At 61.0% G+C, this 13511-nt stretch carries 9 protein-coding genes and 1 pseudogene; 6 read left to right on the forward strand and 4 right to left on the reverse strand.

Annotated elements, in window-relative coordinates; all coding sequences use genetic code 11:
* The 3 genes and pseudogenes from QZ511_RS08360 to nhaC form a co-directional block, all read right to left on the reverse strand.
* Nucleotides 1-541 (reverse strand): annotated as a pseudogene (locus QZ511_RS08360) (glucose-6-phosphate isomerase); the annotation flags it as partial.
* A 928-nt stretch (nt 542-1469) separates the two neighbouring features.
* A complete protein-coding gene (locus QZ511_RS08365; protein WP_295801582.1) occupies nt 1470-2567 on the reverse strand; it encodes a DUF3549 family protein in 1098 nt (365 codons plus the stop codon).
* A 171-nt stretch (nt 2568-2738) separates the two neighbouring features.
* Nucleotides 2739-4250, reverse strand: a complete 1512-nt coding sequence (nhaC, locus tag QZ511_RS08370) for a Na+/H+ antiporter NhaC (protein WP_295801584.1) — start codon at nt 4248-4250, stop codon at nt 2739-2741.
* Nucleotides 4251-4656: 406 nt separating this feature from the next.
* Between nhaC and QZ511_RS08375 the strand changes: the two genes are divergently transcribed.
* From QZ511_RS08375 to QZ511_RS08400, 6 genes are all read left to right on the forward strand, one after another.
* Nucleotides 4657-5832, forward strand: coding sequence for a 1-acyl-sn-glycerol-3-phosphate acyltransferase (locus tag QZ511_RS08375; protein WP_295801586.1), 1176 nt, complete (start codon nt 4657-4659; stop codon nt 5830-5832).
* 82 nt (nt 5833-5914) lie between these two features.
* The gene (gene dinG / locus QZ511_RS08380) at nt 5915-8050 is read left to right on the forward strand and encodes an ATP-dependent DNA helicase DinG (protein WP_295801588.1); all 2136 of its coding nucleotides are present in this window, start codon (nt 5915-5917) and stop codon (nt 8048-8050) included.
* 47 nt (nt 8051-8097) lie between these two features.
* On the forward strand, nt 8098-8424 hold the full coding sequence (locus QZ511_RS08385) for a YqcC family protein (protein WP_295801591.1): 327 nt from the start codon (nt 8098-8100) through the stop codon (nt 8422-8424).
* Nucleotides 8425-8766: 342 nt separating this feature from the next.
* Nucleotides 8767-9378, forward strand: a complete 612-nt coding sequence (locus QZ511_RS08390) for a RimK/LysX family protein (protein ID WP_295801593.1) — start codon at nt 8767-8769, stop codon at nt 9376-9378.
* A 144-nt stretch (nt 9379-9522) separates the two neighbouring features.
* Nucleotides 9523-11055 (forward strand): inactive transglutaminase family protein, encoded by a 1533-nt coding sequence (locus QZ511_RS08395; protein WP_295801595.1) that lies wholly within the window; start codon nt 9523-9525, stop codon nt 11053-11055.
* Nucleotides 11055-12032 (forward strand): alpha-L-glutamate ligase-like protein, encoded by a 978-nt coding sequence (locus QZ511_RS08400; RefSeq protein ID WP_295801597.1) that lies wholly within the window; start codon nt 11055-11057, stop codon nt 12030-12032. Before QZ511_RS08395 ends, QZ511_RS08400 begins: the two co-directional genes overlap by 1 nt.
* Nucleotides 12033-12117: 85 nt before the next feature.
* Here QZ511_RS08400 and QZ511_RS08405 read toward each other — a convergent pair whose 3' ends face one another.
* Nucleotides 12118-13263: a fatty acid desaturase gene (locus QZ511_RS08405; RefSeq protein WP_295801599.1), complete on the reverse strand. Its 1146-nt coding sequence runs from the start codon at nt 13261-13263 to the stop codon at nt 12118-12120.
* Nucleotides 13264-13511: the final 248 nt, after the last annotated feature.

Raw genomic sequence — 13511 nt, forward strand, 5'->3', positions numbered from 1 at the left:
AGTCTGCGCCATCGATATTGGCGACAAAGTGTACGCTCAAGTCCGCCTTGTGCCACGGACGCAGAGCTTCACTCACCATGCGCGGGCCAAGGTCGGAACCGCCGATGCCGATATTCACCACATGGCGGATGGGTTTGCCGGTATATCCGGTCCAGCGTCCGCTGTGGACTTCCCCGACAAATTTTTCCATCTGCGCACGGCATTCCGCCACGGCCCGTTCGTGCTCTGTTTGGGGTTCCCCCTGGAAGCGCAGTGCGGTGTGGAGGGCGGGGCGGTGCTCGGTATTGTTGACACTGACACCGGAAACCAGATCGTTGATCGCCTGCTTCAGTTGGGCGGTTTCGGCATATTCCAGCAATTGGGAGAGGGTGTCTTCCCGCAACAGGTTTTTGCTGTAGTCCAGGTAGATACCCGCGGCCGAAGCGCTGAACTGCTGTGCGCGATCCGGTGATTCTGTGAACAGTTCGCGCAGGGACCAATGGTGTTTTTGCTGATGCTGTTGCAGCCGGGCGATTGCCGCTGAGAGGGGGAGTACGTCCATGAAATTTGCAGCCGTGTGAGTTTGTTATAAATCTGGAAACTTCGAAAGACGTAAATATTAGCGACAATCCGTGTCGGCGGCCAGCGACAGCGGTCATTCATGGGTGCACATGGGGTTGCAGGGTGCAATGTTTGGTATGTGGAGGCGAGCGAGGGAGACGTTGCTGATGAGGGGCAGCGGCGGGAGATGCCGTGGTTCAGGTAATCAGCCTGAAACGCCTGGCCAGTAGCCGGAAAAACAAAATGCCGTCCCACTGAAGAACGGCATTTTGCATGTCCTGTAAGAATGTGGTTATTTGACCACCTTCATGCAGCGAACGCTGTCGGATGCCATCCAGCAATCCGCGTCCGCAGGACAGGCCATTGAAGTCGGAATCTGTTCAGAGCCCGGAGGGCAGGCGGCCGGCATCGGAGCCGGTGCACAGCAACCTGCGAGGACCAGTGCACAAATAATTCCGGTTAAGTACTTTGCTGGAGTGAAATTCATCCCCTAACTCCTTTCCGTTGATGTCAGTCAATAGCATAGACAATAAAACGTCACCTGTTTGGTGTGCTTTGTAAAAATATTTTCTACAAACATACCGCCCAATGGAGTGTAATAGGCACACGGTTAAAATAGCTGCCAAGGGTCAATTCAGGATAAAACGTCCGCCAGTTTGTCATGGCAAAATACCTTGTTTTAGAGGGTTTTACGCCAAATTTTCATTTTCGCTATTGCGCGGCGGACAACTATTTTTTTATGAAATAAGAAGAAAATATTTTTTTCGCGTGGGGAAAAATATTTCTGAAAATTCTGGCGCCAAAACCGGTGTGCAGTTGTGATTGCGATGACTCAGAATAGGTTGTCGGCAGGTGTGTGCGAGGCGGGCTGCGCCGGACTTTCGTGTGGAAAGCTCGGAAGCGGGCGGCGGTGATTGCCGCCCGAATTGTCACTGTTCCCCGGGGTTGAGGAAGCTGCCAAAGGCGCGCGCAACGCTATCGGGGCGCTCCGGGTTGCGCAACAGGTCCAGCAGGATGCTGCGGATCTCTGGCAGGAACAGCAGGTCGGTGAGCAGCAGGTTAAAGGTTTCCTGGGGCTGGCTGCCGGCGAGGTTTTTCAGCCACAGGTCCGCCAGCTCCACATCCTGCAGATCATCGCAGCAGCGACTGGCAATGGCCGCGAGGATTTCGCCGCTGCTGCCGGTGTCCGACTCCAGCAACTGCAGTAGAAAATCCCGGCGCATACCGGTCGCCTGACTGTAGGAGATACCGCGCACCGCGGCGGTGAGCTGCGCCAGATCCGGTTCTTGCCCGTGCAACTGTTGCTGGGCCCGGGCACAGATGGCCTGGGTGAGTCGGTGGTCGATGGTTTCGCTTTCCAGGCACTGGCACAGGGTGTTGAACACCGGAGCCGCATACACCGGCATATGTCGCTCCAGTGCCGGCTGCACCTCCTGCCAGCGCACGCACAGATCCGCAATCCCCTGCATCGCCAGTTGCTCCCAGGGCCGGGAGGCCGGGTCTGCTGCGTAAGCCCGTGCCGCCGCAAGGTGTTCTGACGCCGGCCGCTGCAGTATTTTCGCCGCTTTGGCGTGAAACACGGCGCGTCGCTCCGGCGGCGGGGTATAGGTGAGTTCGCTGCCCTCCAGGGCCTGTTGCAACTGTTTTGCCGGATCATGGCCATTGGTGGTACCGGCCTGCTGTGGGGTCAGGGCGGCGGTCACCTGGTGCAGGAAGCGATCGCGGATGGGGAGCAGCAGTTTGCCCTGTTCATCCAGCGGCAGGCGCAGGAACCACACTGCCGGCTCGCCCTGGCTCTTGTCGCTCGGCCACATCAACAGGCCACACCAGGCCTGGCGCAGATAGGGGTAGGGCCAGGGAGCGGTGCCGGCCTCGAACTTGTCGATGGCGCTGGCAGGCAGCGGCCGCACCCGGCGCCCCAGGTCGAACCAGCGCTGGTGGAAATCCGCGCTGGCGATCAGCTGGGAAATAGTGGTCGGGGTACCGGTGGCGGCAGTGGATTGGGAGCCGTTGTCAGAAGTGTTCACGGTGTCGTTTTGGCGTTGTTGTTGAATGCGTTGTTGTTGAATGCATAGTTGTTGAATGCATTGTATGGGAAGGCCGGAAGAGAAACGGCGGCTGCACTTTCGATGGAATCAAAAAGCGCGGCCGCCGCCATAGCATTGATGCTGTAGCCGGAAATTTCCGGGCTCCGGGGATTATTGGGCGCGAACTTCCTCGGCTACCGGCAGTTGCTCCTGTTTGCCCAGGGGCATCTGCTTGAAATGCAGCCAGCCATAGGCGATGGCCAGCAGCGGGCAGAGGATGTTGAACAGGGCATAGGGCGCATAGGTGAACGTGGCGATGCCCAGGGTCGCGCTCATGTAGGCGCCACAGGTGTTCCAGGGAATCAGCACCGAAGTGATGGTGCCGGAATCTTCCAGGGTGCGCGACAGGTTCAGGCCGTGCAGCCCCTTGTCGGCGAAGGCCTCGCGAAACATGCGCCCCGGAATGATGATGGCCATGTACTGGTCGCCGGCCGCGGCGTTCATGCCGAAGCAGGTCAGCACGGTGGTGGTGATCAGGCCGCCCACGGTTCTGACGCCGGACAGCGCCCAGTTGACGATCCGCTCGAGAAAGCCCGCGCGCTCCATCACGCCGCCGAATGCCATGGCGGAAATAATCAGCCAAATGGTGTTGAGCATGCTGCTCATACCGCCCTTGGACAGCAGGGAGGCCACCGCTTCGTTGCTGGAAGTGGACTTGTATCCGTCGAACAGGCTGTGCCAGGCGCCTTTCACCAGGCTCAGCGGGCCTTCACCGCCGGCCAGCTGGCGGGTGGCGTTGGGCTCGAAAATGACCGCGATCAGGCAGCCCACCAGTGCGCCGATAATCAGCGTCGGGTAGGCGGGGACCTTCTTCCACGCCATGGCCAGCAGCAGAGCCAGCGGCAGCAGGCTCATCAGGGAAATGCTGAACTCTTCCTGCAGGGCGCCCAGCAACTGCTGGATATCCGCCGCGGAAGCCTGGCCGGTTTGGCTGCTGAGGCCGATCACAGCAAAGATGATCAGCGCCAGGCCAAATGCGGGCATGGTGGTCCACAGCATATGGCGGATATGCAGGAACAGGTCGTTGGAGGTGACCGCTGCGGCCACGTTGGTGGTATCCGACAGGGGAGACATCTTGTCGCCGAAGTAGGCGCCGGAGATCACCGCGCCGGCGGTAATGGCCGGATCCAGGCCGAGGGCGCCGGCGATCCCCATCAGCGCCACACCCAGGGTGCCGGCGGTGGTCCAGCTGGAGCCGATGCTGAGACCGACAATGGCACAGATCAGGCAGCTGGCGGCGTAGAACCACTGCGGCGACAGGATCTGTACCCCGTAGTAGATCATCGACGGCACGGTACCGGCGAGAATCCAGCTGCCGATCAGGGCACCCACCGCCAGCAGAATCAGGATGGCGCCGAACACCAGGCCGATGCCGTGCAGCATTCCTTCTTCCATTTCTTTCCAGGTAAACCCGTTTTTCATCCCCATCAGTGCGGCGACGCCGGCGCACAGCAGCAGGGCGATCTGATTGGGGCCGTAGGAAGAATCGGCACCGTAGAAAAATACCGACAGGGAGAGCAGTGCGATAAGGATCAGCAGGGGGATCAATGCGTCCAGCAGGGTGGGACTGCGGTGGTGGCTACTGCTACTACTGGTAGCGTCGCTGGAACTGGTCTGGCTCAAGAGGGTCTCCTGATTGTCTGGCGCCCGGCTTGTGGCCGGGGCAGGGTCGGATTGTTATCGTTTTCAGCGGTACTCGCGCATTCGCAGCCGCAGATGCCGGCGGGTTCCGGCAGCAAAGCGCACTATTCTCGGGGGACCCATGGCAGATGTCTATAGTGGTGGACTCACAGGCCGCTGCCGGCCATTCCCCGGGTAAAGGCGCAAGTTAGCTGGTCGTGTCTAACCGGTCGGTCCGCCGCAACGCTGGCAGTTCCCCCCTGCTTCCGGTATGTTCTGCGCCGGTTTCGCCCCGGCGACGTCGTGCGGGGCCACAATAAGAACGAGCCAGGGCGCGGTGCTCAGGGTCTGGTCGAACACGGCCGGGCCGGTGAGGCCGCGCGCCGCAGTAGGCAAAAAGCGAATTCCAATGAGTGCAAGTAATTTGGACCCCAGTCAGTTTGATGAAATCCGCCCCTATCGGGATGATGAAGCTCCCGAGGCGATGCGGCGCCTGATCAGCGACCCGGAGATGTCCCGGGTGGTGGCGCACTTCCTGTTGCCGGGGGCGGCAAGCAAGCTCGAGCGACCGCTGGCCTGGCTGGTGCGTCAGTTCCTGCGTTTTGAATTCCGCAAGGCGCACAATATCCGCGGCGTACAGGATGTAGTGGCCCGCTATCTGGAAAAAACGGTCAACCGCACCAGCTGCGGCCTGACCATCTCCGGGCTGGATACGCTGCCGAAAAACCGCGCCTGCCTGTTCGTGAGCAATCACCGGGACATCGCCATGGACCCGGCGCTGGCAATCCTGGCAATGTACAAGGAAGGGCACGAAACCTCCCGCATCGCCATCGGCGACAACCTGCTGTCGAAGCAGTTCGCCAGCGACATCATGAAGCTGAACAAGTGTTTCGTGGTGAAGCGCAGCTCCGGCAGCCGCCGCGAAAAACTGCAGGCGGCGATGACCCTGTCCCGCTATATCCACCACTCCATCGTCAACGACAACGAACACGTGTGGATCGCCCAGCGTGCGGGCCGCGCGAAAGACGGCCGCGACCGCACCAATCCGGCGCTGGCGGCGATGTTCGCGATGGCGAAGCCGAAGGAGCAGCCGTTCGAGGAGTTCTGGCGCGAGCTGCATATCGTGCCGCTGTCGATTTCCTACGAGTGGGACCCCTGCGACCGCAACAAGGCCCGCGAGCTGTACATTACCGAACACCGGGACGAGTACGAGAAAGAGGCCCACGAGGACCTGGCCAGCATCGGCAAGGGTGTTGTGGGCCAGAAGGGCCATGTGCACGCGGCTTTCGGCACTCCGATCGAGGGAAATTTTGCCGATGTGAGCGCGCTGGCGGACGAGATCGACCGCCAGGTGATCAGTAATTACGTACTGCACCCGACCAACCTGATCGCCTACGAAATGATTTACGGTGAAGCCCCGGCAGTGCCGGTGGGTTACCCGGGCAAACCCTGGAACCCTGCCGAGCACCAGGAAATCCGCGAGAAATTCGAAAAGCGCATGGCGGCCATGGATGAACGCTGGCGGGACAAGGCCATCCAGGGCTACGCCAACCCTGTGGTTTCGCGGTTGGCTTTCGAGCAGTAGGGGAGGGAATCGGATTGGCTAAACCCTGATCGAGCGTGGATAATGCCCCGCTGATTTAACCCTTCTGCAGATCCGGTTCCCAGTGCTCAGCGAAAAAGACAAAGAATCCATCCAGACCGCCTATCGCCAGTTTCTCAACGGCCGCGAGCTCAAGGCCCGTTACGGCCAGAAACTGATGATCGCGGCCATCGCCAGGAGCATCGGCGGTATCCAGCGCAACGGCGCCGGCGAGCGGGATCACGGCAAAACCGACGGCGAGCATGTCTGCGTGGTCGAGGCCGGCACCGGTACCGGCAAGACCGTCTCCTACCTGCTGGCGGCCATCCCCCTCGCCATCGCCCACGACAAAACCCTCGTGGTCTCCACCGCCACCGTCGCCCTGCAGGAACAGATCATCTACAAGGATCTGCCCGAGCTGATCCGCCACTCCGGGCTCAAGTTCGAAGTGTCCCTCGCCAAAGGTCGGGGCCGCTACCTGTGCCTGTCCAAGCTGGACCAGCTGCTCACCGAGCTCACCTCCAGCGGCGTGGGTGCCTCCATGGCCCTCTATGAAGACGAGAAGCCCCAGGTCGACGAGACCGGGGTCAAGCTGTACCGGGAAATGGCCGACCAGCTCGCCACCGGCAGCTGGGATGGCGACCGCGACAACTGGCCGGAAACCATCGACGGCAAAGACTGGAGCCTGATCACCACCGATCACCGCCAGTGCAGCGGCCGCCGCTGCCCCCACGTCTCCAGTTGCAGCTTCTTCCGCGCCCGTGAAAGCCTGGGCAAGAGCCGGGTGATCGTCGCCAACCACGACCTGTTGCTGGCGGACCTGGCGCTCGGCGGTGGCGCCATCCTGCCGCCGCCGGAAGAGAGCATTTACGTACTGGACGAAGCGCATCACCTGCCGGACAAGGCGCTGAACCACTTCGCCCACCACAGCCGCGTCGGCGCCACCACCGGCTGGCTGGACCAGGCCAACAAGAACCTGGGCCAGCTGCTGAGCGAGATTGGCGACGGTGGCGAGCTGGAGCGCGCCGGGGAAGACCTGCCCGCGCTGTTTACCGCCGCCAAGCAGAAACTGGAGATGGCCTGGCCGCTACTGGAAGACCTGTGCGAGTTTGAAGACGAGCGCGGCAGAAGCCAGCGTCACCGCTTTGAAGGCGGGGTAGTGCCCGAGTCGCTGATGCAGCTGGCGGACCAGCTGCGGGAAGATTTCGACGAGATGGAGGCGCTGCTCGGCAAGATGGTGCAGTGTGCCCAGCGCATGCTGGAAGACGCCCACAGCCCGGTGCCGGTAGTGGACCTGGAACGCTGGTATCCGGTCCTCGGCAGCTGGCACGGCCGCGCCGAGGGCAACCTGGAGCTCTGGGCAAACTATTCCCGCGCCGATGAGGGATCGGTCCCCCAGGCGCGCTGGGTGACCCTGGTGGACTGGGGCGGCTCGTTCGATTTCGAGGTCTGCAGTTCGCCGATTCTCGCCGGCAAGACCCTGGAGTACAGCCTGTGGCGGCGCTGCTACGGTGCCGTGCTGACCTCCGCCACGCTTACCGCGCTGGGGCGCTTCGACCGCCTGAAGATGCGCGCCGGCACCCCGGACAACGCCAGTTACGAGGTGGTGCCGAGCCCGTTCGATTTTTCCCGCGCGGAATTGCGGGTGCCGCGGGATGCGGTGGAAGCCAATAACGCGGACCTGCACACGGATGCGGTGATCGAAGCGCTGCCGGCACTGCTGGACAGCCCCGGCGGGTCGCTGGTGCTGTTCGCTTCCCGCCGGCAGATGGAAACGGTGTACGAGTCGCTGCCCGGCACCTGGCGCAATCGCATCCTGATGCAGGGGCAGCAGTCCCGCCAGCAGCTGCTGGAGAGCCACAAGACCAGTGTCGATAGCGGCGGCCACAGCGTGCTGTTCGGCCTCGCCAGCTTTGCCGAGGGGCTGGACCTGCCCGGCGATTATTGTCGCCATGTGGTGATTGCCAAATTGCCGTTTGCGGTGCCGGACGACCCCATCGAGGCGGCGCTGGCGGAGTGGATCGAGGCCAAGGGCGGCAACGCGTTTATGCAGGTGACGGTGCCCGATGCGGCGCTGAAACTGGTGCAGGCCTGCGGGCGGTTGCTGCGCACCGAGTCCGATAGCGGCACCATCACACTGCTGGACCGGCGCATCGTCACCAAGCGCTACGGCCGCGCCATGCTGGATTCCCTGCCACCTTTTCGTCGCAATATTGAGTAAGTGCCGACTTTGCACTGAAATGAATGGAACGGAACCAATTTTCCCTTATGAAGTCGATTTATCCCGAAATAGCGACCATGATGCTGGAGCTGGAAGCCGAACTGCGCCGGCTGGACCTGTGGCAGGACCAGTTGCCCCCGGAAGAGGCCCTCGCCAGCACCCAGCCATTCTGTGTCGATACGCTGACCCTACCGCAGTGGCTGCAGTTCGTGTTTCTGCCGCGTATGCGCTATCTGCTGGAAGCCGAGCTGCCACTGCCCCAGAACTGTGGCATTGCGCCGATGGCGGAAGAGTTCTTCCGCGGCAGTGATATTGGCGTGGCAGACCTGATCGCCAAGCTGCAGGAAATCGATACGCGCCTGGGGCAGGGGTGATCGTTGCCCGAGTGGGGGCGCTCCGGCCCTTCCTCAGAGTCTTTTGGCGCTTGAATGATTGTGACCAATTGGTACCATTTCGTCCGGATTTGAACTCCGGCCGGATTCTTTAATACCTGGGTCACAGTGCAGTTGTGCAGTGGATGGGGTAGTATCCGGCCTTTGCAAAAACCGGGCTCAAGGGATGGGTCCGCTCCGGTACACCGCAGGGAACACACTTATAAACATCGCGCAGAGCCGAATCTTCGGCCCTAAGGTAGTCATAAACAAATGCGGTTTTTGCCTTTAATCACTATTTTGCTGGCAGTGCAGCTTGTGGCTGGCTGTGAGTTCCAGCCGCATATGAAATCCACTTCGCCGGCGGAAGAGCCCGCTGAGTCCCCGTCTGAAACCCCGCTGGGTGCCGATCAATGCCCGCCGGTAGAGACGGTGGTGTGTGCCGAGCCCGAGGTAAAGGTGGTGGAGCGGGTGATCGAGCGCAAATTCGAAAAAGTTGTGGAAGTGCCGGTGGCCAAAGACAAGCTGGTGCTCGGCTCTGAAGAGCTGTTCACGGTTGAACCGGGCGGGGTGCGCCTGCTCGCACTGATCGACACCGGCGCCGCAACCTGCTCCCTCAGTGTTGAAGAAATGAAACCCTTCGAGCGCGATGGCAGCGACTGGGTGCGCTTCAGACTCCCGAACGGTGATGACGCCGAGCCGGTAACCATCGAACTTCCCATTGCCCGCCACGTGCGTGTTGCCCGCCCCGGATTCGAGCGGCAGCGGCGCCCGGTGGTGGCCATGAGCCTTACCGTGGGTGAAGTCACCCATATGGTGGAGGTAAACCTGGTCGAGCGCGGCGATTTTGACTTCCCGCTGCTGGTCGGGCGCAATTTCCTCAAGGATGCGGCGGTGGTGGATGTCAGCCGCAAGCAGGTGCAGGGCAAGCCGCAGCTGCCATCATTCAGCAAGTAATCTTTTCCATTGCGGGCAATGTATAGCGCGGCCAATCGCCGTGCGGATTGCCCGAAACCGTGCCTGTGCACTGGCGAACTGCATGATTACAGGCAAGAATAAGCAGCCAAAAGTTGCAAAACCATAACCATTGGGGGTTGGCGAATGTCGCCACGGGCTCAGGTCTATATCCTCGCTGCGCTGCTCGCACTCATGGGCGCCGGTCTCACCGCTTACAAACATTTCCAACTGGGCTTCCCGCTGTTGCCCGGGGAGTACCGTACTGTCTGGACCATTGAAGCCAAGGTCGGCTTCGATGCCGAGGGCGGTCCGGTGAAAGCCGCGCTGACCCTGCCGCGGGCCCAGCGCAATATGGAAGTGCTGGGGGAAACCTTCAGCTCTTCCGGGTACGGTTTCAATGTCATCCATCAGGACGACGAGTACCGCGCCGTGTGGGCGCGCCGTGCGGCTTCCGGGGCGCAATCACTGTTTTATCAGCTGGATGTTCACCAGACCCCGGGCGCGGCACTGGAACAGCCGCTGGACCTCAGTACACAGGTCACCAAGCCATTCCTCGGCGCCCGCGAGCAGGAAGCGGTACGGCTGGCGATTTTTTCCCTGGTGGATACCGCCCGCGAGCGATCGTCCGACACCCGGACCTTCACTTCCGAGCTGCTGACCGCGCTTGGCGATACCCGCAATCAGGACCGCAACCTGATCTTCGGCTATTACAAGAATCGCTCGCTGGTGGATGTGGCGCTGCTGGTGCTGGCAGTGGCGGATATTCCCGCCCACCGCATTCGCGGGCTCTACCTGGAAGATGACCGCCGCCGCCTGGACCCGGAAGACCTGCTGGAAATTTACGATGGCAAACGCTGGGTCGTGTTCGAGCCGGTGAGTGGTTCACCCGGTGTGCCGAAGAACTTTTTTATCTGGCAGCGCGGTGGCAAGAGCCTGCTGGACGTGGAAGGCGGGCGCAATTCCGGCGTCACCTTCTCGGTGATTTCCAATGACGTGCCGGCCCGCGATGTGGCCATGCTGAGTACCAGCCAGGAGAAAGAAGCGCTGGTGGATTTCTCCATCTACAGCCTGCCGATCGAGCAGCAGAGCATCTTCAAACTGATCCTGCTGGTGCCTGTGGGGGCACTGGTGGTGGTGCTGTTGCGGGTATTCATCGGCCTGCGCACTTCCGGCACCTTTATGCCGGTGCTGCTGGCGATTGCCTTTATCGAGACCCAGCTGCTTACCGGCCTGTCGATTTTCGTCCTGATCCTGATCCTCGGCCTGTGGGTGCGCTTCTATCTCAGCCGCCTGAACCTGTTGCTGGTGGCGAGGATTGCCGCGGTCGTGGTGACGGTGGTGATATTGATGGGCGCCATCAGCGTGGTGAGCTTCAAGCTGGGTATCGAACAGGCGCTGACGGTGACCTTCTTCCCGATGATCATTCTCGCCTGGACCATCGAGCGCATGTCCATCGTGTGGGAGGAAGACGGTCCCTACGAAGTGGTCATCCAGGCTGGCGGCAGCCTGCTGGTGGCGGTACTCGCCTGGTGGGTAATGACCAACCGCTATATTGAGCACTGGACCTTCAACTTCCCGGAACTGCTGCTGGTATTGCTGGGGGTGATTCTGATCATTGGCAATTACACCGGCTTCCGGCTCGGTGAACTGGCGCGCTTCCGCCAGCTGGTGCGCTGATGCAACTGCCATCTTTCCTGCGCGGCGGGCTGGTTTCCCCGTTCACCCTGCGCAAGATGGGGGTGCTGGGGATGAATGCGCGCAATGTGCGGTACATTGCCCGCTATAACGACCGCGACAGATACCCCATCGTCGATGACAAACTGAACACCAAGCGCGCGGCCAAGCGCGCGCGCATTCCGGTTCCGGAGCTGATTGCAGCCTTCGAGACACAGCCCAGCCGGGCCCGCGTCATGGAAGTGATCGGGCCGCTGCAGCAATTCGTGATCAAGCCGGCGCGCGGCTCCGGGGGCAAGGGCATCCTGGTGATCGTCGGGCGCGATGGCGAGGATTACCTCAAGCCCTCCGGTGCCCACGTTACCGCGCTGGATATCCAGCGGCACGTGAGCAATATCCACAGCGGCCTTTACAGCCTGGGCGGCAAGCCGGACCGGGTCATGATCGAGGCGCTGGTGGATTTCGATCCGATTTTCGACAAATACTCGTTCGAGGGTGTGCCGGATATTCGCGTGATCGTATTTCGCGGATTCCCGGTAATGGCGATGCTGCGCTGTTCCACCCACTCCTCCGACGGCAAGGCCAACCTGCACCAGGGTGCGGTGGGGGTCGGGATTGATCTGGCCACCGGCAAGTCCTGCCATGCGGTACAGCGGGGGGTGCGTATCCACAAGCACCCGGATACGGAAATGCCGTTTTCCGATCTTGTGGTGCCGGGCTGGACGGACCTGGTCAAGCTCGCCGCCAGTTGTTACGAGATGACGGGCCTCGGTTACCTGGGTTGCGATATCGTGCTCGACCGCAAGCGCGGCCCGTTGCTGCTCGAGGCCAATGCCCGCCCCGGTCTCGCGATCCAGATTGCCAACGGTATCGGCCTGCGCACGCGGCTCGAACATATCGAGCGCATGGATATCGAACACTTTGAAAAGAATGTGGATGAGCGGGTCGAATACTCCATGGACTATTTCGCCAGCCGCTAGCTGGGGCCCGGGCCACTCACAGAAAAATCCTTACCCATAAAAAAAGCGGCCCAATTGGGCCGCTTTTTCGTTTCCGTCGCAGTTTTTACGCTGCAACCGGAGCCAGGTGGAACTGGCCCATCATGATCTGCAGGCGCTTGCGCTGCATCTTCAGGCTGTATTCCAGCTCTTTCACCCGGGTGCGAATGGTGGCGTTTTCCCACTTGGTTACCAGGCGTTCGCGGGCATTTTCATAGCGCTGCTGCTGCAGTGCCTTCCACTCGGTAAGGGAAGCGGAGAAATCCTGGGCTTCCCGCTCCAGCAACTGTTTCCAGCTTTCCTTGTGCTTGGAGTTTTCCAGCTTCTGCTCCGCGCGCTTGAATTGCATGGTCAGCATGGCGCGCTGAATGCGCATTGCCGGCACTGTCTTCAGGTTGCGCGCCAGCCCCAGCCAGCTTGCGGTCTTGATCAGCCACTTGGTGGGATCCCACTGGTACCAGCGGATGCCGTTGCGGTAATCGGTCTGAAAAATGTGGTGGTAGTTGTGGTAGCCCTCACCAAAAGTGAAAAACGCCAGCAGGTCATTGTCGCGGGCAGTGTTTTCGTCGGTATAGGGGCGACGGCCCCAGATGTGGGCCAGGGAATTGATGAAGAAGGTGGTGTGGTGGTTGACCACAATGCGCAGTACACCCGCCAGCAGCAGCATGCCGATCACGTCGCCGGTCAGCAGGCCCAGTACCAGGGGGACACCAATGTTCATCGCCAGGGTAACGGGGATGTAGTGGTTGTGCTGCCACATCACGATCTTGTCCCGCTGCAGGTCCTTGGCGTTGTCAAAGTCCACCGCACCGCTGGGGTATTCACGCAGCATCCAGCCGATATGGGAGAACCAGAAGCCGCGGTTGGCGGAGTAGGGGTCCTGGTCGTTGTCGTCGCAGTGGCGGTGATGGCGGCGGTGACCGGAACACCAGATCAGGGCACTGTTCTGCAGTGCTGCGGCGCCGAACAGGGCGAAAAACAGGCGCAGGGACCAGTGTGCTTCATAGGTGCGGTGAGACCAGAGGCGGTGGTAACCCGCAGTAATCGAGAATCCACAGAAAGCGCCCAGTACCGCGAATGCCAGCCACTGGTACCAGTGGTAGCCGACCAGGATGCCGTACAGGGGCACCAGGACCAGGGCAGCCAGGCCGGTGCTGGCGAACAGAATGGTCGTCAGCCAGATCCGGGGGGCTTCTTGGGGAGCAGTGTTCATAGTTACAACCTTACGTGAGCCTAAATCCATTGCTTGGGCCAGCTGGCGCGAGTTGAACCCGGCGGCCTGGTGCATCACACACCAGCCATATGGCCTTTTGCAGAGCGTGAATCCTAGCGCAGATGCACCGGTCTGGCATCTTCCCTAAAGGACAGCGGCGGCAAAAGTGAGAATAGATAGTCAGTTATTTTCGTAAAGTTAGGTTGGCGCTCCGTTTTGGTGCGTGGCGGGAATTTTGCGTTCACTGT

It is taken from the genome of uncultured Microbulbifer sp. (assembly GCF_913055755.1).
Classification (GTDB): domain Bacteria; phylum Pseudomonadota; class Gammaproteobacteria; order Pseudomonadales; family Cellvibrionaceae; genus Microbulbifer.